This window comes from Dankookia rubra (genome assembly GCF_004355005.1).
Classification (GTDB): Bacteria; Pseudomonadota; Alphaproteobacteria; order Acetobacterales; family Acetobacteraceae; genus Paracraurococcus; species Paracraurococcus ruber_A.
On record NZ_SMSJ01000044.1, the window covers coordinates 23,539 to 47,825 of the forward strand.

Annotated in this window: 22 protein-coding genes; 13 read left to right on the top strand and 9 right to left on the bottom strand. The window is 70.7% G+C overall.

Annotated features, from left to right (window positions below; translation table 11 throughout):
- Positions 1-101: 101 nt before the first annotated feature.
- From ald to E2C06_RS23675, 3 genes are all read right to left on the bottom strand, one after another.
- Complete coding sequence (gene ald, locus E2C06_RS23665) at positions 102-1,220, bottom strand: alanine dehydrogenase (RefSeq protein WP_133291064.1); 1,119 nt, start codon at positions 1,218-1,220, stop codon at positions 102-104.
- A 49-nt stretch (positions 1,221-1,269) separates the two neighbouring features.
- On the bottom strand, positions 1,270-1,623 hold the full coding sequence (locus E2C06_RS23670) for a DMT family protein (protein WP_133291065.1): 354 nt from the start codon (positions 1,621-1,623) through the stop codon (positions 1,270-1,272).
- A gap of 299 nt (positions 1,624-1,922) precedes the next feature.
- Positions 1,923-3,917 (bottom strand): transketolase family protein, encoded by a 1,995-nt coding sequence (locus E2C06_RS23675; protein ID WP_133291066.1) that lies wholly within the window; start codon positions 3,915-3,917, stop codon positions 1,923-1,925.
- 99 nt (positions 3,918-4,016) lie between these two features.
- On the opposite strand from E2C06_RS23675, the gene E2C06_RS23680 reads away from it, so the two are divergent.
- The 9 genes from E2C06_RS23680 (at position 4,017) to E2C06_RS23720 (ending at position 14,826) form a co-directional block, all read left to right on the top strand.
- Complete coding sequence (locus E2C06_RS23680; protein WP_133291067.1) at positions 4,017-4,988, top strand: LysR substrate-binding domain-containing protein; 972 nt, start codon at positions 4,017-4,019, stop codon at positions 4,986-4,988.
- An 86-nt stretch (positions 4,989-5,074) separates the two neighbouring features.
- Positions 5,075-5,824: an SDR family NAD(P)-dependent oxidoreductase gene (locus E2C06_RS23685; RefSeq protein ID WP_133291068.1), complete on the top strand. Its 750-nt coding sequence runs from the start codon at positions 5,075-5,077 to the stop codon at positions 5,822-5,824.
- A 61-nt stretch (positions 5,825-5,885) separates the two neighbouring features.
- Positions 5,886-6,737 carry a transketolase gene (locus tag E2C06_RS23690; protein WP_133291069.1) on the top strand — a complete coding sequence of 284 codons (852 nt, stop codon included), beginning with the start codon at positions 5,886-5,888 and terminating at the stop codon, positions 6,735-6,737.
- Positions 6,734-7,774 (top strand): transketolase family protein, encoded by a 1,041-nt coding sequence (locus E2C06_RS23695; protein ID WP_241671436.1) that lies wholly within the window; start codon positions 6,734-6,736, stop codon positions 7,772-7,774. Before E2C06_RS23690 ends, E2C06_RS23695 begins: the two co-directional genes overlap by 4 nt.
- Before the next feature lie 36 nt (positions 7,775-7,810).
- Positions 7,811-8,809 (top strand): TRAP transporter substrate-binding protein, encoded by a 999-nt coding sequence (locus E2C06_RS23700; protein ID WP_133291071.1) that lies wholly within the window; start codon positions 7,811-7,813, stop codon positions 8,807-8,809.
- 1 nt (position 8,810) lies between these two features.
- Complete coding sequence (locus E2C06_RS23705; RefSeq protein ID WP_133291072.1) at positions 8,811-9,404, top strand: TRAP transporter small permease; 594 nt, start codon at positions 8,811-8,813, stop codon at positions 9,402-9,404.
- Positions 9,401-10,663: a TRAP transporter large permease gene (locus E2C06_RS23710; protein WP_133291073.1), complete on the top strand. Its 1,263-nt coding sequence runs from the start codon at positions 9,401-9,403 to the stop codon at positions 10,661-10,663. Before E2C06_RS23705 ends, E2C06_RS23710 begins: the two co-directional genes overlap by 4 nt.
- A 1,050-nt stretch (positions 10,664-11,713) precedes the next feature.
- The gene (locus tag E2C06_RS23715) at positions 11,714-12,934 is read left to right on the top strand and encodes an ABC transporter substrate-binding protein (protein WP_241671437.1); all 1,221 of its coding nucleotides are present in this window, start codon (positions 11,714-11,716) and stop codon (positions 12,932-12,934) included.
- 98 nt (positions 12,935-13,032) lie between these two features.
- On the top strand, positions 13,033-14,826 hold the full coding sequence (locus E2C06_RS23720; RefSeq protein ID WP_206664666.1) for an NAD(P)/FAD-dependent oxidoreductase: 1,794 nt from the start codon (positions 13,033-13,035) through the stop codon (positions 14,824-14,826).
- A 42-nt stretch (positions 14,827-14,868) separates the two neighbouring features.
- On the opposite strand, the gene E2C06_RS23725 is transcribed toward E2C06_RS23720, so the two are convergent.
- Positions 14,869-16,005 (bottom strand): oxidoreductase, encoded by a 1,137-nt coding sequence (locus E2C06_RS23725; RefSeq protein WP_133291075.1) that lies wholly within the window; start codon positions 16,003-16,005, stop codon positions 14,869-14,871.
- Between the two features lie 171 nt (positions 16,006-16,176).
- On the opposite strand from E2C06_RS23725, the gene E2C06_RS23730 reads away from it, so the two are divergent.
- On the top strand, positions 16,177-16,437 hold the full coding sequence (locus E2C06_RS23730) for an SDR family oxidoreductase (protein ID WP_133291076.1): 261 nt from the start codon (positions 16,177-16,179) through the stop codon (positions 16,435-16,437).
- Positions 16,438-16,763: 326 nt separating this feature from the next.
- Positions 16,764-18,326, top strand: a complete 1,563-nt coding sequence (locus E2C06_RS23735; protein ID WP_133291077.1) for an ABC transporter substrate-binding protein — start codon at positions 16,764-16,766, stop codon at positions 18,324-18,326.
- A 195-nt stretch (positions 18,327-18,521) separates the two neighbouring features.
- On the opposite strand, the gene E2C06_RS23740 is transcribed toward E2C06_RS23735, so the two are convergent.
- From E2C06_RS23740 to E2C06_RS23750, 3 genes are all read right to left on the bottom strand, one after another.
- The gene (locus E2C06_RS23740; protein ID WP_133291078.1) at positions 18,522-19,355 is read right to left on the bottom strand and encodes a LysE family translocator; all 834 of its coding nucleotides are present in this window, start codon (positions 19,353-19,355) and stop codon (positions 18,522-18,524) included.
- A complete protein-coding gene (locus E2C06_RS23745; RefSeq protein WP_133291079.1) occupies positions 19,343-19,669 on the bottom strand; it encodes a hypothetical protein in 327 nt (108 codons plus the stop codon). The genes E2C06_RS23740 and E2C06_RS23745 overlap by 13 nt, the downstream gene beginning before the upstream one ends.
- A gap of 423 nt (positions 19,670-20,092) precedes the next feature.
- Complete coding sequence (locus tag E2C06_RS23750) at positions 20,093-20,860, bottom strand: GntR family transcriptional regulator (protein WP_133291080.1); 768 nt, start codon at positions 20,858-20,860, stop codon at positions 20,093-20,095.
- A 126-nt stretch (positions 20,861-20,986) separates the two neighbouring features.
- Between E2C06_RS23750 and E2C06_RS23755 the strand changes: the two genes are divergently transcribed.
- Together E2C06_RS23755 and E2C06_RS23760 are read left to right on the top strand one after the other, a co-directional pair.
- Positions 20,987-21,541, top strand: a complete 555-nt coding sequence (locus tag E2C06_RS23755; protein WP_193560495.1) for a penicillin acylase family protein — start codon at positions 20,987-20,989, stop codon at positions 21,539-21,541.
- 17 nt (positions 21,542-21,558) lie between these two features.
- Positions 21,559-21,966, top strand: coding sequence for a PIN domain-containing protein (locus tag E2C06_RS23760; protein ID WP_133291082.1), 408 nt, complete (start codon positions 21,559-21,561; stop codon positions 21,964-21,966).
- Positions 21,967-22,180: 214 nt separating this feature from the next.
- On the opposite strand, the gene E2C06_RS23765 is transcribed toward E2C06_RS23760, so the two are convergent.
- Both E2C06_RS23765 and E2C06_RS23770 read right to left on the bottom strand, forming a co-directional pair.
- Positions 22,181-23,371 carry a CaiB/BaiF CoA transferase family protein gene (locus E2C06_RS23765; RefSeq protein ID WP_133291083.1) on the bottom strand — a complete coding sequence of 397 codons (1,191 nt, stop codon included), beginning with the start codon at positions 23,369-23,371 and terminating at the stop codon, positions 22,181-22,183.
- Positions 23,372-23,376: 5 nt separating this feature from the next.
- The gene (locus tag E2C06_RS23770; RefSeq protein ID WP_133291084.1) at positions 23,377-24,144 is read right to left on the bottom strand and encodes an enoyl-CoA hydratase/isomerase family protein; all 768 of its coding nucleotides are present in this window, start codon (positions 24,142-24,144) and stop codon (positions 23,377-23,379) included.
- Positions 24,145-24,287: the final 143 nt, after the last annotated feature.

A 24,287-nucleotide genomic window follows, 5' to 3' on the forward strand; every position in this document is an offset into this window, starting at 1 on the left:
CGATTGTGCGTTGCAGCAAGAGTTGGGGCGGCCCCCGGGTTGCACCAAGCCGCCCCTCCCGCATGACCGCCATTCGGCCGGTGAATGAAACCGCGGCGGGCTCAGCCGGCGGTCACCTCCGCCAGCGGCAGCGCCTCCCGCCCCAACGCCGCTGCGACGGCGGGGTGGACGATCCGCCCGGCATGCACGTTCAGCCCCTGCGCGAGGTGCGGGTTCTCAGCCAGGGCGCGGGGGAAGCCCTTCCCGGCGAGTTGCAGGGTGAAGGGCAGCGTCGCGTTGTTCAGCGCGACGGCGCTGGTGCGGGCCACGGCGCCGGGCATGTTGGTGACGCAGTAGTGGACCACGCCGTCCACCAGGTAGGTCGGCTCGGCATGGGTGGTGGGGCGGGAGGTCTCGAAGCAGCCGCCCTGGTCGATGGCGACGTCGACCAGCACGCTGCCCGGCCGCATCCGGCCGACCATGGCGCGGCTGACCAGGCGCGGCGCCGCGGCGCCGGGAACGAGGACGGCGCCGATCACCAGGTCGGCCTCGGTCACCGCCTGCTCGACCGCGTCGGTGGTGGCGTAGAGCGTGGCGACGGCGCCGCCGAACTCGCGGTCCAGCGCGTCCAGCACGCGGGGATTGCGGTCCAGCACCGTCACCCGCGCCCGCATCCCGGCGGCGATCCGCGCCGCGTTCGACCCCACCACGCCGCCGCCCAACACCGCCACGCGGGCCGGCGGCACGCCGGGGACGCCCGAGAGCAGGATGCCGGCGCCGCCCGCCTCCTTCTCGAGGCAGCGGGCGCCGACCTGCACCGCCATGCGGCCGGCCACCTCGCTCATCGGCGCCAGCAGCGGCAGGCCGCCCTGCGGGTCGGTGACGGTCTCATAGGCCAAAGCGGTGCAGCCGCTTTCCATCAGCCCCTCCGCCTGGGCCGGGTCGGGGGCGAGGTGGAGATAGGTGAAGAGCACCTGCCCGGGCCGCAGGCGGCGCCATTCCTCGGGCTGCGGCTCCTTCACCTTCACCACCAGCGTGGCGCGCTCGAAGACCGCCGCGGCGCCGGGGGCGATGGTGGCGCCGGCGGCGAGATAGGCCTCGTCGGGAAAGCCGATGCCGGCGCCGGCGCCGGTCTCGACCAGCACCTGGTGGCCCTGCGTCACCAGCTCGCGCACCGAGGCGGGGATCAGCCCGACCCGGTATTCGTGGATCTTTACTTCTTTCGGAACGCCGATCAGCACGCCGGCACCCTCCCGCGGTTGCCCCGGGGATGTGGGGCCTAGGGGATGGTCAATCGACGGGCAGGAAGATGAACACCACGGCAGCGACCAGGCAACCCATGGCGGCGAGGTAGGTCCAGCGCAACGGCTCCCCCAGCACCATCACGCTGAAGCCGGCGAAGACCGAAAGGGTGATCACCTCCTGCATGACCTTCAGCTGCTGCCCGGTATAGGTGCCGCTCTCGTAGCCGATCCGGTTGGCCGGCACGGCCAGGCAGTATTCAAAGAAGGCGATGCCCCAGGAAACCAGGATCGCCATCCACATCGCCCAGCCCGGACGCTTGAGGTGGCCGTACCAGGCCCAGGTCATGACGATGTTGCTGCCGATCAGCATCAAGGGGGGCAGGAGATGGTTCGGGGTCATGTCGGCTCCTTGGGCCTGGCCCGAACGCCAGGGCCAGCAGGAGCGTTGCAACGTGGTTCGGGAAAGGAAAGGTTGGAAAAGGCATTCCTTCCTCGCCCCGCCTTTTCCCAACTGGCAAACGCCTGAGCACGGACGTCCGCAGGGGGTCCTTGGCCCAATCGGCAGCACCGGCACCGAACATAACAAGGAGATCCCCGACCGGTTCGATGCCAGATGACCCACCGCCGTCGTCCGGATAGCGGAGCGAGTCATGGCGGCAAGGAACCTCGCAGCATCCTCGGGTTGGGGTACTCGGGCCGTCAGCCATGCCGTCCAACCTGCTGGCGCACTGCCGCGGCAACAGCTTCGGCCGTGATACCGAAGTGCTGCCAAAGATCGTCCTCGCCGCCGGATGCGCCGAATCCCGACATGCCGACGAAGCTACCCTCCGGCCCGATCCAGCGGTCCCAGCCCAACCGGACGGCGGCCTCCACCGCGACACGCGGCGCCTGGCCGAGCACCTGCGCTCGGTAGGCCCGCGTCTGCTGCTCGAATATTTCCCAGCAGGGCATCGAGACGACGCTGACAGGCAGTCCTTCGCTCGCCAGCATCTCACGGGCGCGGAGGGCCAGGGCGACCTCTGTACCCGTGGCCAGGATGGTGGCGACGCGCTCCCCGCCCTCCGCCTCCGCCACGACATAGGCGCCGCGCGTACTCAGGTTCTCCTCCGCCATGCGCCGTACCATCGGTTGCGACTGGCGCGCGAAGACCAGGCATGAGGGTCCGGTCCGATGCGCGATGGCCAATTCCCAGCACTCCGCTGCCTCCACCGCATCGGCCGGCCGGAAGACCAGCAGGTTCGGAATGGCCCGCAGCGACGCCAAGTACTCGACAGGCTGGTGAGTCGGGCCATTGCGCCCGATACCGATGCTGTCGTGGGTGAAGGCGAACAGGACCGGCAGGCCCATCATCGCCGCAAGCCGGAAGGCAGGGCGCTCGTAATCGGAGAAAACCAGGTAGGTCACGCCGCTCGGCACCACACCGCCATGCGCGGCCATACCGTTCAGCATCGACCCCATGGCGTGCTCGCGGACGCCGTAGTGCAGGTAGCGGCCACCACGGTGCCCGGCGGTGAAGGCGGACAGCCGGCGCTTGTGCTGTGTCGCCGCCTCAAGGTCGGGGGCGCCGGCCAGCATCTCCGGGATTGCGGCGGCGGCAATCTCGACGATCTCACCACAGGTCTTCCAGCCATGCTGGGCCAGTCCCTGCTCGGCGGCCTGGCGGGCAAAGGCGCGCAGGCCGTCCTGCCACCCGTCCGGCAGCCGTCCCTCCCGCAGGCGGTCCAGGTGCTGCCGCGTCTCCCCCGGCAGGCCGGCGACGCGCGCCTGCCACGCCTCGTAATCGGGCAAGCTGCGGCGACCCGCGACGCGCCAGGCCGCAGCGACGTCCTCCGGTACCGTGAAGGGCGGGTGCGGCCAGTCGCGGGCTTGGCGGGCGGCATCGGTCAGTGCGCGGGTCAGCTTGCCGCTATGCGCGGCCCGCGTGCCCTCCACGCCAGGAAGGCCGCGGCCGATCACGGTTCGGCACGCGATGAAGCTCGGCCGGGCGTCATGCCGCGCCAGGGACAGTGCTGCATCCACGGCCGCCACATCGTGCCCGTCCACCTCCAACACCTGCCAGTTCGCCGCCCGGAAGCGCGCGGGGAGATCCTCGCTCTGGGCGATGCCGATGGCGCCGTCATCGGTCATTTGGTTGTCGTCCCAGAGCCAAGTGAGCTTGCCGAGACGAAGGTGCCCGGCAAGCGAGGCGACCTCCTGCGCCACGCCTTCCTGCAGGCAGCCATCGCCGACGATGGCATAGCTGCGATGGTCGACGAGATCGGCGCCGAGTTGCTCCGCGAGGAATGCCTCGGCGACCGCCATGCCGGCGGCGTTGGCGATGCCCTGGCCGAGTGGGCCGGTGGTCGCCTCGATGCCCCGCTCGGGGTGGTATTCCGGGTGGCCCTCGCAGGGTGAGCCCAGCTCCCGGAACGTCCTGAGCGCCTCCATCGGCATCCCGGCGTAGCCGCTCAGGTGCAGCAAGGCATAGAGCAGCATTGAGCCATGCCCGGCCGAGAGGACGAAGCGGTCGCGGTCGAACCAGAGCGGATCCGCGGGATTGAACTTGAGATGCCGGGTGAAGAGCGCGGTGGCGATCTCGGCGGCGCCGAGCGGCGTACCGGGATGTCCCTCGCCGACGCGTTCACAGGCGTCCATGGCGAGGAAGCGGATGGCGTCGGCCATCCGATGTGGTTCGACGTTGCTGATCAGGGCCATGGTCGTTCTCTCCCGTCCCGGAAGGGTGTGCCGCGCGGCCTGTCACACCGACAAGCGAGAATATTGCGTCCATCGACGAGTTGGCTTCATGATTCGCGCATGCCGCAACACCTGCCCCTGACCGCCCTCGGCGCCTTCGAGGCCGCCACCCGCACCGGCTCCTTCCGCTCCGCGGCGGACGACCTGGGCCTGACGCCGAGTGCCGTGAGCCACGCGATCCGCGGGCTCGAGCGCGATCTCGGCACCATGTTGTTCGAGCGCGAGGGCCGGTCGATCCGGCTGACGCCAGAAGGCGAGACGCTCATGCACCATGTCGAGCGCGGCTTCGGTGAACTCCAGCTCGGCGTTGGCAGCGTCGCCACGCGGCGGCCACAGCTCCTCAAGCTGCACTGTGCCCCAAGCTTTGCGGCGCAATGGCTGGTGCCACGCCTCGGCCGGCTGCTGGAGGAGTGCAGCGGACTGGAGCTGCGCATCGCCGCCGGCACGGACTACACGCGTTTCCTTGCGGACGAATTCGATGCCGACATCGTCTACGGCGCACCACCGCCCGAATACTACGGCGGCTCCGGCCATCAGGGGGTCATCGTGCTGCCGCTGGGGACGGAGGTGATAACGCCGCTCTGCGCGCCCTCGCTCGCCCCGGCAATCCGCACCGCCCGCGACCTCTACGCCCAGACCCTGATCGAGAGCGACAACAAGCGCGTCCGTTGGCCAGCATGGTTTTCCGCCAACCACCTCGCCGCGCCGGCCCCGCGCGGCCCGCGCTTCGACCGCAGCTTCATCTCGCTGAGCGCCGCGGCCGACGGGCTCGGCGTTGCCCTGGAATCCACGATGCTCGCGCAACGGGAACTCGCCTCCGGCCGCCTGGTGCGTCCCTTGGACGGCATCTGCGAGGACGTGGTCTATACCGGCCACTGGCTCGTCTTCCCTCGCACGAAGCGCTATGCGCGATCCATGGTGCTGTTCCTGGGCTGGCTGACCCGCGAGCTCGGCCTCGACATCAATCTCGACGAGCTTGAGGCGGCAGCGCGTGAGCACGTCCCGAAAGGCCGCCCCTTATTGGTGAGCTGAACTCACCAAAGGACGCAGATTTCTCGCTTGTGGGTGAGGGTTCCGGCTTGGCAAACCTCCGGTCAGAAAAGCCAGGAGGAGGTTGCATGCTGCTCACCGACAAGACCGCCGTCATTTCCGGGGCAGCCAGCGCGCGGGGAATCGGCCGCGCCACCGCGAGGCTCTTCGCGGAGCACGGCGCCCGCGTCGCCATCCTCGACCTCGATGCCGCAGGCGCCGCGCAGGCCGCCGCCGAACTCGGCGAGGGGCATATCGGCATCGGCTGCAACGTCGCCGACCTGGCCAGCTGCCGCCAGGCGGCCGAGCAGGCGATCGGTGCCTTCGGCAAGATTGACATCCTGATCAACAACGCCGGCATCTCGCAGCCGGTGAAGACCATGGAGATCACGCCTGAGGACTGGCAGCGCGTCGTCGACGTCAACATGACCGGCGTGCTTTACCTCAGCCAAGCCTTCATCCCGCATATGCGGGCGCGCAAGCAGGGCTCCATCGCCTGCATGTCCTCCGTATCCGCCCAGCGCGGCGGCGGCATCTTCGGCGGCCCGCACTACTCCGCAGCCAAGGCCGGCGTGCTGGGCCTCGCCAAGGCGATGGCGCGTGAACTGGGGCCGGACGGCATCCGCGTGAACAGCGTGACCCCGGGCCTGATCCAGACCGACATCACCGGCGGCAAGCTGACGCCGGAGATGAAGACCGAGATCTTGAAGGGCATCCCGCTGAACCGCCTGGGCGATGCGATCGATGTGGCGCGGATATACCTGTTCCTCGCCTCCGACCTGTCCGCCTACGTGACCGGCGCGGTCATCGACGTCAACGGCGGCATGCTGATCCACTGAGGCCGGGCCGTCGCGGCTGCGTCGGCCTAGATCCCCCCACCCAAGGAGAGGAGACGCGCCAATGGAAGCGCGAACGACGACGCTCGCCAATGCGCCGAGCCTGGAGGAGCGCGCATACCGCGTCCGGCACAACGCGCTGCGAATGGGCGAGGTGCAAGGGCAGGGCTACATCGCCCAGGCGCTCGGCGTAGCCGATGTGCTGGCGGTGTCCTACTTCCATGCGCTGCGCTACCGGTCCGAGGATCCCGCCTGGGAAGGCCGCGACCGCTTCCTGCTCTCGATCGGCCATTATGCCATCGCGCTCTACAGCGTGCTGATCGAGGCGGGAATCATCCCCACCGAGGAGCTGGAAACCTACGGCACGGACGACAGTCGCCTGCCGATGTCCGGCATGGCCAGCTACACGCCGGGCATGGAGATCAGCGGCGGCTCACTGGGCATCGGCCTCGGCATCGCCGTCGGCATGGGGCTTGGGCTGAAGCGGAAGCAGTCCGACCGCTTCGTCTACAACCTGATGTCGGATGGCGAGCTGGACGAGGGCCCTACCTGGGAAGCCGCCATGTCGGCCGGACACTGGAAGCTCGACAACATCATCTGCCTGGTGGACGTGAACCGGATGCAGGCCGACGGTCCCTCGACCGGCGTCCTGAACTTCGAGCCGCTGCCGGCGAAATGGGAAGCCTTCGGCTGGCACGCGCAACGAGTGGACGGCAACGACATCCCGGCGCTCGTGCGGGCCTTCGACGCGGCGCGGGCGCTGAGCGAGCCGAAGCCGCGCGTCATCATCTGCGACACCAAGATGGCGAAGGGCGTGCCGTTCCTGGAAGCGCGCGAGAAGTCGCACTTCCTGCGCGTCGAGCAGCACGAATGGACGCAGGCAATCGAGGCGCTGGACGCCGGGAGGAAGTCATGAGCCGCACCAAGCGCGCCCCCTGGCGGGGCGCGACGCCGGGACCACAGGACCCGAACAAGCCTCGGCTGACCACCTCGGCGATGATCGCCTCGCTCGCCGGTGAAGGCCAGCGGACCAGCCCGGCCCCTTTCGGACGTGCGCTGGTGGAACTCGGCAAGACCCGCCCCGAGATCGTCGGCATGACGGCGGACCTTGCGAAGTACACTGACCTGCACGTCTTCGCCCAGGCCTACCCGGACCGGTTCTACCAGATGGGCATGGCCGAGCAGCTGCTCATGCTCGCTGCCGCCGGGATGGCGCATGAGGGCTTCGTGCCCTTCGTGACCACCTACGCCGCCTTCGCCTCGCGCCGCACCTTCGACTTCATCAGCCAGGGCATCGCGGAAGAAGGCCTGAACGTGAAGGTCTGCTGCGCTCTACCGGGCCTGACCACGGGGTACGGCCCGAGCCACCAGGCGACGGAAGACATCGCGATCTTCCGTGGCATGCCGGACCTGACCATCGTCGATCCTTGCGACGCGCTCGACATCGAGCAGGCGGTGCCCGCCATCGCGGCCCATGACGGCCCGGTCTACATGCGCCTGCAGCGCGGCCAGGTGCCGCTGGTGCTGGACAAGTACGACTACTCCTTCGAGCTGGGCAAGGCGAAGCTCCTGCGCGACGGCGCGGATGTTCTTGTCATCTCGTCTGGCTTCATGACCATGCGGTCGCTCGAGGTGGCGAAGCTGCTGGAGGCGGACCGGGTGAAGGTCGCGGTCCTGCACGTGCCGACCATCAAGCCGCTGGACGAGGCAGCCATTCTGCATGAGGTCGGCCGCAGCGCACGCCTGACCATCGTGGCGGAGAACCACAGTGTCACCGGCGGCCTCGGCGAGGCGGTAGCGGGCACCTTGCTGCGGGCCGGCGTCGTGCCCCCGCGCTTCCGGCAGGTGGCGCTGCCGGACGCCTTCCTCGATGCCGGCGCGCTACCGACGCTGCACGACCGCTACGGGATCTCGGCCGAGGCCATGGCGAGGAGCGTCAAGGGCTGGCTCTAGCCGGCTCATAACAGCACCCTGGAGGAGACGAAAACAATGACATCCAAGATCACCCGCCGTGTGGCGCTGCTCGGCGCTGCCGGCATCCTCGCCGCCCCTGCCGTCCTGCGCGCCCAGGGTCAGGTGCGCCTCACCCTCGGCCATGGTGCCGCCCCCGGCAATCCGCGCAGCCTCGGCGCCGACCGCCTGGCGTCGTTGCTGCGCGAGCGCAGCGGCGGCCGCATCGAGATGCGCGTTGCCGGCTCCGCCCAGCTTGGCGACGATGCCGCGATGCTGACGGCGCTGCGCACCGGCACGCTCGACATGTCGGTCAACAGCCAGGGCGCCTCCTCCGCCGTGCTGCCGGAACTCGCCGCGCTCGGCCTTCCCTTCCTCTTCGCCGATGCCGCGACCGCCTTCAGGGTGGTGGACGGCGCGGTCGGCGAGGAACTGGCGAAGCGTTTCGAAGGCGTCGGCCTGGTCTCGCTGGGGTTCTGGGACAACGGCGTCCGCCACACCACCAACAGCAAGCGCCCGATCACCCGGCCGGAGGAGTTGAAGGGCCTCAAGATCCGCACGCCGCCGGACCCGATGACCATCGACATCTTCCAGTCCCTCGGCGCGGCGACGCAGCAGGTCAACTTCGGCGAGCTTTACGTCGCCCTGCAGCAGGGCGTGGTGGACGGCCAGGAGAACCCGCTCGCCAACATCCAGTCCTCCAAGCTGTTCGAGGTGAACAGGTTCATCTCCCTCACCGGCCACAAGTGGGAATGCAATCCCTGCCTGGTGTCCCGCATTGCCTGGGGCCGGCTGAAGCCGGAGGACCGGCGCATGGTGCAGGAGGTGGCGAAGGAGGCCGCGGCCTACCAGCGCGGCCTGTCGCAGGAGATCGACACCAAGCTGCTGGGTGAGTTTCGCGCCAGTCCGGCGGTTGCCGTGAACGCGGTGGAGCAGGCCCCATTCCGCGCCGCCACCGCCGTCGTGGCGGAACGTTGGGAAGCCAAGCCCTTCGGCGACTTCGTGAAGCGCCTGCGCGCTGCATCGGTGGCGGCGTGACATGGAACGACCTTTCCACACCACGCCGGCTGTGGCCGACGCGGTGCGCGTCGACGGGAAGCCCCGTGGCGCGCTGATCACGGCGGTCGATGCGGTCGACCGCGCGGTTGCCCTGCTCTGCCAGGGCGTGCTGCTCCTAGCCGGCACCGTCCTGATGGGCGTGCTGACAGCCAATGTCGTCGCGCGCTACGTCCTGGCGACCGGCGGCTTCGACTGGGCGGAGGAAGTGCCGCAGCAGCTCTTCCCCTGGTTCATCATGGCCGGCGTCGGGCTGGCGGTTCAGCGTGGTGGCCACATCGCGGTGGAGTGGCTGCTCGGCAAGCTGGGGCGCGAGGGCAAGCGGGTCATCCTGCTCGCCGGCCATGCGGTCGTGGCGCTGGCCTACCTCGCCCTTTGCTGGCAGGCGCTCACCGTCGCGGAGATCGTCGCGATCGAGCGAAGCCCTGCCCTCGGCCTGCCTGGAAGCTACGGCTACTGGGCCATCGCCGCCGGATGCCTGCTGCTGGCGCTGGGCACCGTCACCGTCGCCATCCGCGTCGCGCTGCTCGGACCCGAAGCCATGCCACAACCCAGCCCCGAGGAGATGCCGACATGAGCCTCACCCTCATCCTCGCCTTCGTGGCCCTGATGGTCGCCGTCATCCCTGTGGCGCATGCCCTGGTCATTGCCTCCGGCTTTGCGTTGCTCTGGGACGGCGGCCTGCCTCTGCTGCTGGTTGCGCAGCAGATGTTCCAGCAGACCCAGTCCTTCCCGATGCTGGCACTGCCCTTCTTCATCTTGGCCGGCACGCTGATCATGGAAGGCAAGCTCGGCGAGGAGTTGCTGCGCTTCTCTGGCGAGGTGATGCAGCGGTTGCGCGGGGGGGCGCTGTCGACGACCGTCGTGGGATCCGTGGTGTTCGGCGGCGTATCCGGCAGTGCGGTGGCAAATGCCAGCGCTCTCGGCTCCGTCCTGATCCCCTGGCAGAAGCGGCAGGGCTACCCGGCGGGGCTCTGCGCCGCCAACAACGCAACCTCCGCCGTCATCGACATCCTGATCCCGCCCTCTATCCCGATGATCCTCTATGCGGTGGTCAGCGGCGTCAGCATCGGCGATCTCTTCATGGCCGGCGTGCTGCCGGGCATCCTCATGGCGGCCGGCTTCGTCGCGGTTTGCTGGTGGGAAGCCCGCCGCCTCGATCTGAGCACGGAGGTGCCGCCGCTCGACCCCGGCAAGCTGGCCCGTCTTGGCTTCTATGCTTTGCCGGCCCTCATCCTGCCGGTGCTGATCCTGGTTGCGCTACGCTTCGGCTTTGCCACGCCGACCGAGATTGCCGTCATGGCGGTGCTGTACGCCTTGGTTGCGAGCCTGGTCATCTACCGGGACCTGTCCTGGGCGCGCTTCCGCAGGGCGATGATCGATGCCGGCATCGCCACCGGTATCGTCATGATGGTCATCATGGGCAGCGCGGTGGCGAGCTGGATCCTCACCTACGACCAGGTGCCGCAACGCTTCGCTGAATGGGTGTCCACCACCTTGCACCAGCCCTGGCTGGTGATCCTGGCAATGAACATCATCATGCTGGCAATCGGCGGCCCGCTGGACTTGGCCCCGGCGATCCTGCTGCTGGCGCCGATCTTCGTGCCGCTGGCACAGCAGATCGGGCTGGATTCGCTGCAGCTCGGCCTCATCATGGTCATCAACCTCGGCATCGGGCTCTACACGCCGCCGGTGGGGACGACCCTGTTCATCTCGTCCACCATCGCCGGGAGCACCATGGCCGAGACGACGAGGGCGCTCTGGCCCTTCTTCTTCGTAGCGATCGCCTTGCTGGCGGCCGTCAGCTACATCCCGGCGCTGACGATCAAGTTCTGAAGCGCGCGGACGCGGGGCGATGGCCGCTGCGACGGTGGCGCTGCCTGCCCGGCTTGGTCTGGCAGCGCCAAGAAAAGCCGGTGCGCTCTCGTCGGCGAGCCTTCATGCTTCGGAAGAACTCCGGTGCAGGCACCAAGCGTCAAAGTGCCGCCACTTGGCACCGGACACGCGACGGGCACCGGGGGCGTCGGTGGTTCCGATGTGGCCGAGCCGTGCAGTCCCGAAGTGCCGTGGTGCGGTCTCGCGGTGCTGCAGCATGTAGGGCCCGGGATGCTGACCAAGCCAGACCGGAGCGAGCGCAGGATGCGCGAAGGAGTGGCTCGCGGCGATGGTCAGCCCCGCCTTCCGCAGCGCGGCACGGCCGGAGGCGCGGCCCTATTCGAGCCGGCCGCCGAAGGCGCTGCCGCCGAGGACGCGGGAGCCCTGGGCACGGAGTTCGTCCCGCAGCGCCCCGCGGCCGACCCGCTCGACCCAGCCCGGCACCGCCCGCCAGTCCGCGACGCAGTTGATCGGACCGCCGCAGGCGCGTTGCTCCGGCGGACCCGGGGGGGAAACCCGGACCTCGTGGCCGTCGCGCGGAGCGACAGGTAGACGCCGCCGGGGAAGGCGCACGCGCCTATGGCAAGGATCCGCATGCGTGTTCCGGCTCCGAAGTCCGGCCGGTGGCACCGGCGATCCTGGCGGGCCCGCGGCCATGCGCGCGGCGTCGCGGACTCCTCAAGGCCGGCCGCCGGACTGGCTGGGGCTCGGCGCAACGGGAACCCGGGCCGGGCCGCTTGGCGCGGAGCCTATCGGGAGGTCCATGCCCGTGCCATGGTTTCGGCAGGGGAGGATGCGCCATGCAGGACCGGTGTCTTCACGGGGTCGTGGCCGGCCGCGGTGCGGCGGATCGTCCGGCCGGCCAGCGGGCCGGCACGCCGCGCCGGTGATGCAGACGCCCGGCGCCCCGCCCCGGCAGGCGGCCGTCACGCGGAGAAGGTCCCCGGTCCAGGGTGGCGGGCGATGGTCCGGCGGCGAAGGCCACCTGGCAAGAAACAGGAGAAAGCCATCGTGATACATCGCATCCTGCTGGCCGCGCTGCTCGCCGGTCTCGCCGTGTTGGCTGCCGCGGCGCAGCCGGCGCCGCGGCGGGAAGCGATCCGCATCGGCATCCTCAGCGACCTGTCGGGCAGTTTCGCCGATGTCGCCGGTCCCGGCTCGGTCGTCGCGGCGCAACTGGCGGTGGAGGATTTCGGCGGCCGCGCCGCCGGGCTGCCGGTGCGGATCCTTTCGGGCGACCACCAGAACCGTGCCGATACCGGCTCCGCCCTCGCCCGCCGGTGGTTCGACACGGAAGGCGTGGATGCGGTGGTGGACCTGCCTAATTCGGCGATCGCGCTGGCGGTCGGCGAGGTCGCGCGCAGCGCCAACCGCGTGGCCCTGGTGACCGCGGCCGTCGCCAGCCGCCTGACCGGCGATGCCTGCTCGCCCAACCTGATCCACTACGCGCTCGACACCTGGTCGATGTCCAACGTGCCGAGCCGTGCCCTGGTGCAGGCGGGCGGGGAGACCTGGTTCTACGTCACCGCCGACTACGCCTTCGGCCACGACCTCGAGAAGCAGTCGATGGATGCGGTGACCCGGGCGGGCGGCAAGGTGCTGGGCGCGGTCCGGCATCCGCTGGGCACCACCGATTTCTCCGCCGTGCTGCTGCAGGCCCAGGCCTCCCGCGCCAAGGTCGTGGCGCTTGCCAATTCGCAGGCGGATTTCATCAACGGCATGAAGCAGACCGCGGAATTCGGCGTCGCGCGGCGCGGGCAGCGCGTGGTCGGCCTCGCGGTCTACGTCTCGGACATCGTCTCGCTGGGCCTCGAGGCGACGCAGGGCGCGAGCGTGGTCGGCAACTGGTACTGGGACCTGAACGACGGCACGCGCGGCTTCGCCCGCCGCTTCGGCGAAAGGATGGGCGGCCGCATGCCGACCGACCTCCAGGCCAATGTCTATGCCGCCGTGACACATTTCCTGCGCGCCGCGGATGCGCTGGGCGGTGCCGCCGATGGCCGGGCCGTCGTCGCCCGGATGAAGGCAATGCCGACGCAGGACGCGATCTTCGGCGGCGGGATGATCCGCGCCGATGGCCGCCGCATCAGCCCGGTCTATCTTTTCACCGTCAAGGCGCCGGCGGACTCCAGCGGCCGCTACGACGTCTACCGCGTCGAGCGGGAGGTGCCGGCCGAGGAGGCCTACCGCCCGCTCGAGCAGGGCGGCTGCCCTCTCTCCCGCGGGGGCTGAGGGGACCGCGGATCGGGCCGCCGGGCGGCCCGACCCGCGGAGGGACGATGGCGAGGCACGGAGCCCCGGCGGCTCATCGAGGAATGGCGGAGACGGCGATGGACGATTTCGATCAATCCTTGCAGGCGTTCCAGCGCGCGGAGCAGGCGCGGCGCGCGGCCATGGACTGGCTGGGGGCTTTCGAGGCGGCGCTCGCATCCGGCGACGCTGGCCGCATCGGCGCCCTGTTCCACGATGACGCGCATTGGCGGGACATCCTGGCCTTCACCTGGACCTATGCTTCGGCCGCGGGCCGGGAAGGCATCGCCGCGCGCCTCGCCGAGGCCCAGGCGCGCACCGCCGCGCATGGCTTCCACCTGCCGCGGCACCGCAAGCCGCCGCGGCAGGTGAAACGCCTTGGCATCGACAGCATCGAGGCGATCTTCGAGTTCGCCACGGCGGAAGGCGGCGGAGCCGGCATCATCCGCCTGTCGCCGGCCGGCGAGGGCGAAGGGGAGATGAAGGCCTGGCTCCTCTCGACCACGCTTGAATCACTGGCCGGCCATGCGGAGAGGATCGGCGCCAACCGGCCGACCGGCGCCGCTTATTCGCGGAATTTCGGCGGCGACAACTGGGCCGACATGCGCCGGAAGGCCAGCGCCTACGAGGACGGCGAACCGGCAGCGCTCGTGATCGGCGCCGCCCAGGCGGGCCTCTCGATCGCCGCGCGCCTCAATCAGCTTGGCGTCGACACGCTCGTCGTCGAGAAATGGCCGCGCATCGGCGACAGCTGGCGCCAGCGCTACCATTCGCTCGCCCTGCACAACTCGATCCACCTGAACCACCTGCCCTACATGGAATTCCCGCCGACCTGGCCGAAATACATCCCGAAAGACATGCTGGGAAACTGGTTCGAGTTCTACGCCGATGCCATGGAGATCAACTGCTGGACCGGCACCGAATTCGTCGGCGCCTCCCGCGACGCGGAGGCCGGATGCTGGACCGCCCGGCTGAGGCGCGCCGACGGCACCGAGCGGATCGTCCGGCCCCGGCATCTCGTCTTCGCCAACGGAGTCAGCAGCTATCCCATGATCCCGGACCTGCCGGGGCTCGCGGCGTTCAAGGGGCAGGTCATCCACTCCGAAGGCTTCGACAGCGGCGCGGCCTGGCAGGGGAAGCGCGCGCTCATCCTCGGCACCGGCAGCAGCGCCAACGACATTGCGCTCGACCTGCACAGCCATGGCGTGGACACGACGCTCATCCAGCGAGGGTCGACGACGGTCATCTCGATCGACCCGAGCGCCAGGCTGAACGAGGCCATCTGGGACGAGGGCGGGCCGCTCGAGGATTGCGACCTGATCGTCTCCTCCGCGACGCCGCCGCTGATCCTGAAGGGCTACAGGGCGGTGACCAGGCGCATGCTCGAGCTCGACCGGGAGATGATCGAAGGCCTCAGGCGCATCGGCTTCAAGCACGACGTGGGCGAGGACGAGGCCGGCCACCAGATGAAGTATTTCCGGCGCGGCGGCGGCTACAACCTCGATGCGGGCAGCTCGGCCCTCATGATCGCGGGTCGGCTCGGCCTGCTGCAGTACGACGACATCGAGCGCTTCGTCGAAACCGGCGCGCTGCTCAAGGACGGATCGGTGGTGCCCGCCGATCTCCTCGTCCTGGCGACGGGCTACTATCCGCAGCAGGAGCTCGTCCGGCGCGCGCTCGGCGAGGCGATGGTGGACCGCATCGGACCGGTCTGGGGCCTCGGCGAGGACGGCGAGCTGAACAACATGTACCGGCGCACGCCGCAGGAGGGCCTTTGGTTCATCGCCGGCGGCCTGTCGCAATGCAGGATCAACTCGAAATACCTGGCCCTGCAGATCAAGGCGGTCGAGTTCGGGAAGCTTGGCCCGCTCTGAGGCGGCCCGCCTGCCCCGCCCCGGCGTCGCCGCGGCGCCGCGTCAGCGGACCGCGGGGGCGGGCCAGCCATGCGAGTTCTCCGACCCCGGTCGGTTCTTCAGCCACCAGGACCAGTCCTGCGGCAGGACCGAGAACGGGTCGTCATGCGCCAGCTCCCGCGCGGCCCAGACCGGCCAGTGCGGGTTGGCGAGCGCCGGGCGGCCGAGGAAGACCAGGTCGATCAGCTCCTCGCGGATCACCCGGTCGGCGATCGCCGGCGTGCCGAGGTTCCAGCTGACCGCGACCGGGATGCCGCACTCGCGCCGGACGCGGTTGCCCCGCTCCACCATGAAGGCGGCCTGGGAGAAGGGCGGCTCGCGCAGGTCGTCGGTGTTCATCCCGAGGCTGAGGTCGGCCAGGTCCAGCCCGTGCCGCTTCAACGCGCCGACCGCCCAGACCGCGTCGTCGAATTGCACGCCCTCCGGATGGAAGTCGTCGGAGCCGAGCCGCATGGTCAGCGGCAGCCGCTCCGGCCAGACGGCGCGCACGGCGTCCAGCGCCTCGCGGTGGAAGCGCAGGCGGTTCTCCAGGCTGCCGCCATAGGCGTCCGTCCGCTGGTTGGCGAGTGGCGAGAAGAAGCTCGCACCGAGATAGCCATGGGCGAAATGCATCTCCAGCCACTCGAAGCCGGCCGCGAGCGCCCGCTGCGCGGCGTCGGCATAGGCCTGGTGCAGGGCAAGGATCTCGTCGACGCTCAGCGCCTGGACGGGGTAGGGGTAGCGGCCGCCATACGGGATGGCCGAGGGCCCGCGCACCTGCCAGCCATCCGGGTGGTCCGGGGCGATCTGCCGCTTGCCTTCCCAGGGCTTCTGCTCGCTGCCCTTGCGCCCGGTATGGCCGAGCTGGATGGCGGGCACGGCGCCCATCTCCTTCACCAGGGCACAGACGCGGGCGAGGCCCTCGATCTGGTCGTCGTCCCAGAGGCCGGCGCAGCAGGTGCCGGTGCGGCCGTCGGGGGTGATGGCGATCTGTTCGGGGAAGACCAGGCCGAATCCGCCGGCGGCGCGCGAGCCCATCAGCATGAGGTGGTAGTCGCCCACCTTGCCGTCCACCGACCGGTACATGGTCATGGGCGACATGGCGACGCGGTTGCGGAGAGTGATGCCCTTGAGGGTATAGGGGCTGAACAGATCGGGCATGGGGCCTGCCGGTGCGGTGCCAAGGATCGCTGGATAGTGGCGGATCGCGCCACCGCTGACGAGCGCCCCGATCTGTCCGCTCCGGCGGCGAGGCGCGCTCGCGCAGGGCAGGGCCGCCGGATCTGGCGTGGTTCCCGCCTCCGGGGAGGCGGCCGCCAATCGGCTTGTGCGATGAGCAGGCCGGCCCTGCAGGGCATGGCGCGGGACCTCGGGCCGCGCGGGATCACGGTGAGCGTCGCGCAGCCCAGGCCGATCGACACCAACACGGACCTGGCGGACGGGCCGCTCGACGACCTCGTCCACGCCGCCATGGCCTTCAAGCGGCATGGGCGACCGGTGGACGTGGCCGGGATGGTGGCCGGGCTGGCAGGGCCGAAGGCGGGGTTCGTGACCGGGGCGATGCACAGGATCGACGGCGGCTTCGGCGCCTGAGGACACCGGACCCTGTCCGTGCGGAAGCGACCCTTTGGCCGGCGCCGGTGCGGCGCGCGAGCACCACCGCGGGATGGCCGGCGGTTCCCTGGCGCTGCTGGGTCCGAATGAAGGTGCGCTGGCGGTCGGAGCGGCCGCCAGCGCCGCGGCGTCTTCGGCGCAAGCGCTTCGCCCTGTTTTCGCCGCATTTCCGGTCCGCCCTGGCTGAGGCGCCATCGGATATATCGGTCACCGCCACGCCCGGCCCGCCAGACCCCGGTGCAGGCCGCTGCCGCTATATCGTCGCGTCGACGTTGTATTCATAACGACATGGAGGACGACGCCGCATGAGCCCCATCACCATGACACGGCGCGGCCTCCTCGGCGGTGCCCTCGCCCTCGCCGCGCCGCGGCTCGCCGGCGCGGAGCCCGGCGGCAGCCTGACGGTGGTGCTGGAATCGGAAGCGGTGATCCTCGATCCGCATGCGACCACTGCGGCGATCACGCGCAGCTTCGGCTACCACGTCTTCGACACGCTCTTCTCGATGGATGCGAAGGGCAATATCCATCCGCAGATGGTCGAGGGATTCGTGGCCGGCGCCGATGGCCTCGACTGGGAATTCACCCTGCGCGACGGCCTGGCCTGGCACGACGGCGCGGCGGTGACGGCGGCCGATTGCGTGGCGTCGCTGCGCCGCTGGATGCCGCGCGACAGCCTCGGCCGCATGCTGCTGGCCTCGGCCGCCGAGCTGCGCGCGCTCGATGCCCGCCGCTTCGCGCTGCGGCTGAGATCGCCCTTCCCGCTGATGCTGGAGGTGCTCGGCAAGCCCAATGCGCCGGTGCCCTTCATGCTGCCGGAACGCGTCATCCGCGCCGCCGGCGAGGGCCGCATCACCGAGATCACGGGCTCCGGCCCCTTCGCCTTCCAGGCCGGCGAGTGGCGCACCGGCGACCGCATGACGCTGCTCCGCAACCCGCGCTACCGGCCGCGCGCCGAGCGCGCCGATTTCCTCGCCGGGGGCAAGCAGGTGCGGATCGCGCAGCTCGTCCTCAAGGTCATGCCGGATGACGGCACCGCCGCCACCGCGCTGCTGGCCGGCGAGGTGGACTACATGCAGTACCTGCCTTTCGACCGCATCGCGCAGCTCGAGCGCAACCGCGCGATACGGGTGATGCAGCTCGGCGGCATCGACATGTTCCAGGGCAATTTCCGCCTCAACCACGCCAGCGGCCCCTTCACCGACCCTGCGGTGCGGCGGGTGCTGTGGAAGCTGGTGGACCAGGCGGAGATCCTCCAGGCGATCGGCATCCCGGAACGCTTCTCCGTCCGCGCCTGCCCGTCCTTCTGGATGTGCGGGGCGCCGGAGGAAACCGCCGCCGGCGCCGAGGCGGCGCAGGTCTCGGTCGAGGCGGCGCGGGCCGCGCTCGGCCGCACCGCCTATCGGGGCGAGCCGGTGGTGATGCTGCAGACCTCGGGCTCCATCTCGCAGATCGCCGGCCAGGTGCTGGCGGCGAAGATGCGCGAGGCCGGCTTCACGGTGGAGGAGCAGGTGATGGACTGGGGCACCTTGCTGGCGCGCCGCGGCAAGCGGGAGGGCTGGAGCCTCTTCCCCGTCTATTCCAACGGCGTCGACATGGCCTCGCCGCTCAACCATTTCTACGTCGCCAACAACTGCGCGGACTATCCGGGCTGGAGCTGCGATCCGGCGATGGGCGGGATGCTGGAGGCCTATGCCGCGGCGCCCGATGCCGCGGCGCGCCGCCCGATCGCCGAGCGCATCCAGCGTGCCGCCTACGACCTCGTGCCCAGCGTCATGTGGGGCCAGTTCTCCCGCCCCGCCGGCTACCGCACGCGGCTGCGCGAGCTGATCCCCTCGAGCTTCCCGATCTTCTGGCAGGCGGCGGTCTAGGCGCGCGGGACGCCGGTCGCGCCGGCCGATCGAGGTTTTCCCAGGGGCGCAGGATCGCCGCATGACGGAACTCGATCGGGGAGGCGGCCGCCGGCGATCCGGCGCCGCGTCTGCAACGGCGTGGCGTTCGGAAGTGAAGGCCACGCCGCTGGTGTTCCTTGATCCCGGAGCAGAGTCACGCGTCCCCGCGATCTGCTAGGGCAGGCGAAGCGGGACGGCGGGGTGCCAGCCAAGCCGCACCAGCGCGCCACCCACGGCGAAGCCCGTCATGAAAACGAGCGCGACCGCCGCCACCGGCCGCCGCGACCTGTGCCAGGCACGGCGCGCGGCCGGGACGAGCGGCCGGGCTAGCAGGAGAACCGGGACCGCGAGGAAGGCGGTCCAGGCGACCAGGAAGGGCGCGGCAGGCGGCCGCCAGCCGAGCCGCGCCAATCCGCGGCCCAGGATGAAGGCCGCCGTGAAGACAAGCGCCGCCGCCGCTGCCAGCCGGATGGGCCGGTGTCGCGCCTGCAGCGCGGCGCGGATGGCGGGCCGCGACAGCAGGCGGGACGCACCGAGGAAGAAGCCCAGGGCCGTCATGGTCACCAGCGGCGGGATGGTCATGAGGACCGCCCCGCGGCCGGCCAGCGGGCCGAGGAAGCTGGCGGCGAAGAAGGCCCCCGTCATGGGATTCGTCGCCGCGGTGAGAAACCCGATCGCCGCCGCCGCGGCGTCCCGCTGCCGGCCCGGAACGACGCCGGGCTCGGGAGGACCTTGCCGGCCGATGGTGAACGCCACCCAGAGCAGCATGGCCGCGCCGACGACGCTTCCCGCCGCGCGCCACCACGCCACGGCCGAGACCAGCTGCGCGGTGCCGAGAAGCACCGCGCTCAGCGTGCCCGCGCCAAGCGCGGCCCCGACACAGAGCGAAGTCACCCCGCGCAGGCCGTGCAGCGCCGCCATGCTGCCGATGGCGAAGAGATTCGGTCCCGGCGTGGCGAGGAGGGCGCAGTAGGCGGCGAGGAACTCGACGAGCTCTACGGCCGGCATGGGTCGATGGTGGCGTAGCCGACGGTGTCCCTTTCAGGATCGCCGGTCACCGGCCCGAAGTGTCGGGTCTCCTTCGAATAGATCGGCCGGCAGTTCCCCGGGGCGAAGCCCGGGATGGCCTTGTCGGCGTCGGTGGTGGCCGGCCGGGGCGAGCTCTCCGCTCCCGCATTGGCATCCGGGATGGGGCGGCTCGCCTCCGCGCCTGGCGCCGCCTGCGGCGGCTGCGGCGCTGTCGAACCTGGCTGGTTCTGCTGCGCGGATGCGACGGCTGCGAATGCGAGGACGATTGACGCTGCGGCTGAAATGCGAAGCATGAACGCTGTCTCCCTCCACATGGTCGGGGATCGACAAACGCCGCGGCGGATGCGCGAGATGCGTGTGCTGGACAGCACTGTGCGCGAGCACACCTGTGGCAACGCCCATGGTTCCGCCCTGCGGCGTCGCGTGCCACCGCGCAGGGTCCGGCGAACGGAGCGACGCCGGCCGGCGCGCTTTCACCCTGGCCGGGCCGTGCGCTTCCGCGATGCGCCTCCGCCGCCTGCCGCGCCGGCAATCCCGCGCGGGCTCCGTCGCGCGCTGGCGGGGTGACCGGGGCGCGACGGCGCCGGACATCAAGGCGTGGCGTCCCGCCGTGCCACACCGGCCGGCGCGGTTCGGTCGGGCTGCCGGATCTTTGGCGGCGCTGGGGAAGGGCGCTGCACCGCCGGCTTGGCCCGGCCTTCGGCGAGCAGGACGGTCTATCCGCCCGCCGCGCCCGGCCGCCCCGCCGCCTGCCGCTCCATCCGGTCGAGCAGCGCGACGAGGTTCGCCCCGCCCTCCGTCAGGTCGGCCTCGAGCGCCTTCCGTGCCGCCAGCGCGTCGCGCGCCCGCAGCGCGTCGAGGATATCGAGGTGCCGGTGCCGGCCGGGATAGCCCGGCACCGCATCGGGGTAGAGATAGGCGTGCAGCGGGCCGCAGCGCAGCCAGAGCCCCTCGATGATCAGCAGCAGCTCCGGCATCCCGGCGGCGCGGTAGAGCCCGTGGTGGAAGGCCCAATTGGCGCGGTTCGCCGCGGCGCCCTCTTCCCGCGCCTCGGCGGTGGCCAGGGCGACGTGGCAGGCGGCGAGGTCCTCGATCGCCGCAGGGGCGATGCGCAGCGCGGCGGCCTCGGCGGCGAGGCCCTCCAGCTCGGCGCGGATGGTTTGCAGCTCCAGGTACTGGTCGAGCGTCAGCCCGGCGACCGTGATGGCCCGCGCCGCTTCCTGCCGCAGCACGCGTTCGCGCACGAGCTGCATCAGCGCCTCCCGCACCGAGGTCTCGGAGACCTGCATCGCGGCGGCGAGGGCGCGGACCTTCAGCCGGTGGCCGGGCCGGAGGCGCCCCTCGAACAGGGCCTGGCGCAGCTCGTCATGGACGCGGTTGGTCAGGTTGTCGCGGCCGAGCGGGGCGACGAAGTCGGGCACCGCGGCGGACCGCGGCCCCGGGTTGCCGCGCCCTGCGTCGCTCCGCTCCCCGGCCTGGCTCATCCCCTCTGCCACGCGACCACCGCCCCGGATCGTTGCGGGCCCAGTCTAGCCCGCGGCCGGGCCGAAAGGAACCGGTCAGGCGACGGATCGCCGGCCGGGCGGGGCCGGATCGACAGCGCCGCGGGGGTGGACGCCTTTGTCGGATCGGGCGCGCCGCCCGCGGTCGAGTGCGCGCTGCTCGGCGCGGTGCCGGAGCCCTGGGAGGGCTGGCCTTCCATCGCGGTGATGCGGCGACTCGGCCTGCTGATCGGCTCGGTCTGGTTCAAGCTCTGGCGCGCCGCGGCGCCGGCGGTGGTCGGCGCGGAGAACCTCGGCACGCTGCGCTACGACGACGGCGCGGGCGGCGACCTGCTCCGCATCGCGCCGGGGGCGGAGGCGCTGCTGGCGGCGGCGCAGGGCGACGGGACCGGCGGCGGCGGCAACAACTGGGCGGTCGGGCCGGCGCGCAGCGCGACCGGGCGGCCGGTGCTGGCCGGCGACCCGCACCGGGTCTTCGAGATTGCCAACATGTACGCCCAGCACCGCCTGGCCTGCGCCGAGTTCGACCTGGCGGGCGTCCGCGAAGTGGCGATCCTCCGCGATGGGGCCCGCCGCGTGATCGTGCCGGCGACGGCGCTGTGGGACGACTTCCTCGCGGCTACCGGGGTCGATCTCGGCGAGCGGTCGCAGCCGGCGCACTAGGCCCGCGAGCCGTTCTGATGCCGCGGAACATGCTGGATGCAACTTTCTGCATCCGGCTGCCCCGCGACCGGCCACAGGGTCTGCGCCCCCGATTCACCGCTGAGGCGGAGACCCTTTGCATCTCGACAATCACCTTGACGGAACTCCTGCATGGCGCGGCCAGACTTGCGCGGCCGGTCGAGAACCGCCGTGCAGTGGAAGGGCTCGTGGGCCGCCTCGTGGTCCTCGCCCTCGACGAGGATGCCGCTGCCCATGCCGGGGAGATTCACGCCGATCTCGCGCGACGCGGGCAGCTCATCGGGCCCTTCGGCATCCTCATCGCCGGCCATGCACGCAGCCGGGGCCTGGTGGTGATCACCGGCAATCTCGGTGAGTTCCAACACGTCGACGGAGTGCGGGCCGAGGATTGGCTTGCCCCGACCTGACCCGCCGCCAGGTCATCCGCACGGCCAGCAGTGCCAAGGACCGATGGCTTGTCGGCGCCGGATTGGCTCCGCACAGGCCCGTCGCGCGGTCCGCCTCACCGCTGATAAGCCCCGCCTCCGATGCCCGAGGGAGCTTCTTGGCACGCCTCTCCCAACACGCGTTCTCGGCGCTTACGACGTAAGCGGGCTCATGCCGACGTCATGGCGAACCTGCCTATGGAAGCTTTGCGGCCACCTCGTCCGTGTGCTCGCCAAGCCGGGGCGCCGGGCGGTCGCTGCGGGGCGGCGTCCGCGACATGCGGATCGGGTTGGCGATCACCCGGACCGGTGGTCCGTCCGGGCGCGCGACCTCCCGCACCAGCCCGCGCGCGATGACCTGCGGGTCGGCGAAGACCTGGGCAAGGGTATTGATCGGACTGGCCGGCACGCCGGCGGCATCGAACAGGGCCTGGCATTCCGCCAGGCTCCGGTCACGCAAGGCCTGGCCGATCAACGGCGCCAGGACATCGGCATGCCGGAGACGGCCGGCATTCCGCGCGAAACGGGCATCCGCTGACACTTCCGGCATCCGGAGCGCCGCGCAGAAGCTGCGGAATTGTGCGTCGTTGCCGACGATGATCATCAGGTCGCCGTCGGCGCAGCGGAAGCTGTCGCTCGGATAGACCGTCGCCAGGCGATTGCCGGCGCGGGGTGGCACCCGGCCGGTGGCGAGATAGCCGAGGCCGAGATTGGTCAGGCCGGCCACCTGCACGTCGAGCAGCGCCATGTCGATATGCTGGCCGAGGCCGGACCGGTCGCGTTCCCGTAGCGCCGCGAGGATGGCGACGTCGGCGTAGAGCGCGGTCATCTGGTCGGCGACGGCGATGCCGGACTTGCGCGGCCCGCCGCCGGGCGCATCGTCGGGGTTGCCGGTGATGCTCATCAGCCCGCCCATGCCCTGGACGATGGTGTCGTAGCCCGGCCGCGGCGCGTAGGGGCCGGTCTGCCCGAAGCCGGTGATGGAGCAATAGACCAGCCGCGGATTGGCCGCCGACAGCGTCGGGTAATCCAGGCCGTATTTCGCCAGGGTGCCGACCTTGTAGTTCTCGATAAGCACGTCGGAGGTGGCGGCGAGACGCGCCACCAGCGCCTGCCCCTCCGGCACCGCGATATCCGCCACGACCGAACGCTTGCCGCGGTTGCAGGTCCAGAAACAGACCGAGTCGTCGAGTGGCCTGGGCGGGGGATCGGCGACGAAGGGCGGCGCCCATTCGCGGGTGTCGTCGCCGCGTCCGGGCCGCTCCACCTTGATCACGTCGGCGCCGAGATCAGCCAGTATCTGCCCGGCCAGCGGCCCGGCCATGACCCGGGACATGTCGAGCACGCGGAGCCCGTCGAGGGCGCCGCCCGGAGCTTGCGTCGTCATCGCCGCTACCGCCCGGTCCAGCGGGGCTTCCGCTTCTCGGCGAAGGCCGACAGGCCTTCCCGGCAATCCTCGGTGCCGAAGACGGTGGAGACCAGGTCCACGGCGGACTCTGCCCCCTCGTGGTAGCCGGCGGCGGCGGCCCGCAGGAAGGCTGCCTTGCCGAGCCGCATGAGCGTCGGCGACTTGGCGGCGAAGATGGCGGCGGTGCGGCGCGCCTCGGCCATCAGTTCTGCCTCCGGTACATGGCGGCTGACCAAGCCCAGCGACACCGCCTCCGTGACGTCGAAGCTGCGGCCGCTGAACAGCAGGTCGAAGGCGCGGTGCCGGCCGACGATGCGTGGCAGGTGGTGGAAATGGATCGCCGGCAGCAGGCCGACATCGACCTCCGGATAGCCGAAGCTGGCATGGTCGGCAGCCAGGATCATGTCGCAGGTGATGGCGATCGACATGCCGGCGCCACGGGCCGCGCCGCCGATGGCTGCGATGGAGGGCTTGCCGAGGGCGGACTGCGCCTCGCTGATCCGGACATAGATCTTGCCGACGACGCGGTGCGCATCCGCCGGCGTGCCGCGCAGGAAGGCGGGCAGGTCGAGCCCGGCGCAGAAGCGACCGGGAATGCCGCTCGAGAGGATGACGGCGCGCACCGCGGGATCGCGGCGCGCACGGTCCATCGCCTCGATCAGGGCATCCAGGAAGGCTTCGGTGATCGCGTTCACCGGGGCGTTGTTGAACAGGATCTCCGCGACCCCGTCCTGGACCTCGTAGTCGATCACCTTGGCCTCCCCTCCCGCTCCTGCAGGGCAATCTAGCCGCTCTTATTCATCACGGGCCTACGGTGCGGCTGGCGGGCGTGGCGTAAACTGCTGATTGCGTTTACGGATTTGGGTGTCGAGACCAACCCGCAGCACCTCAGGCC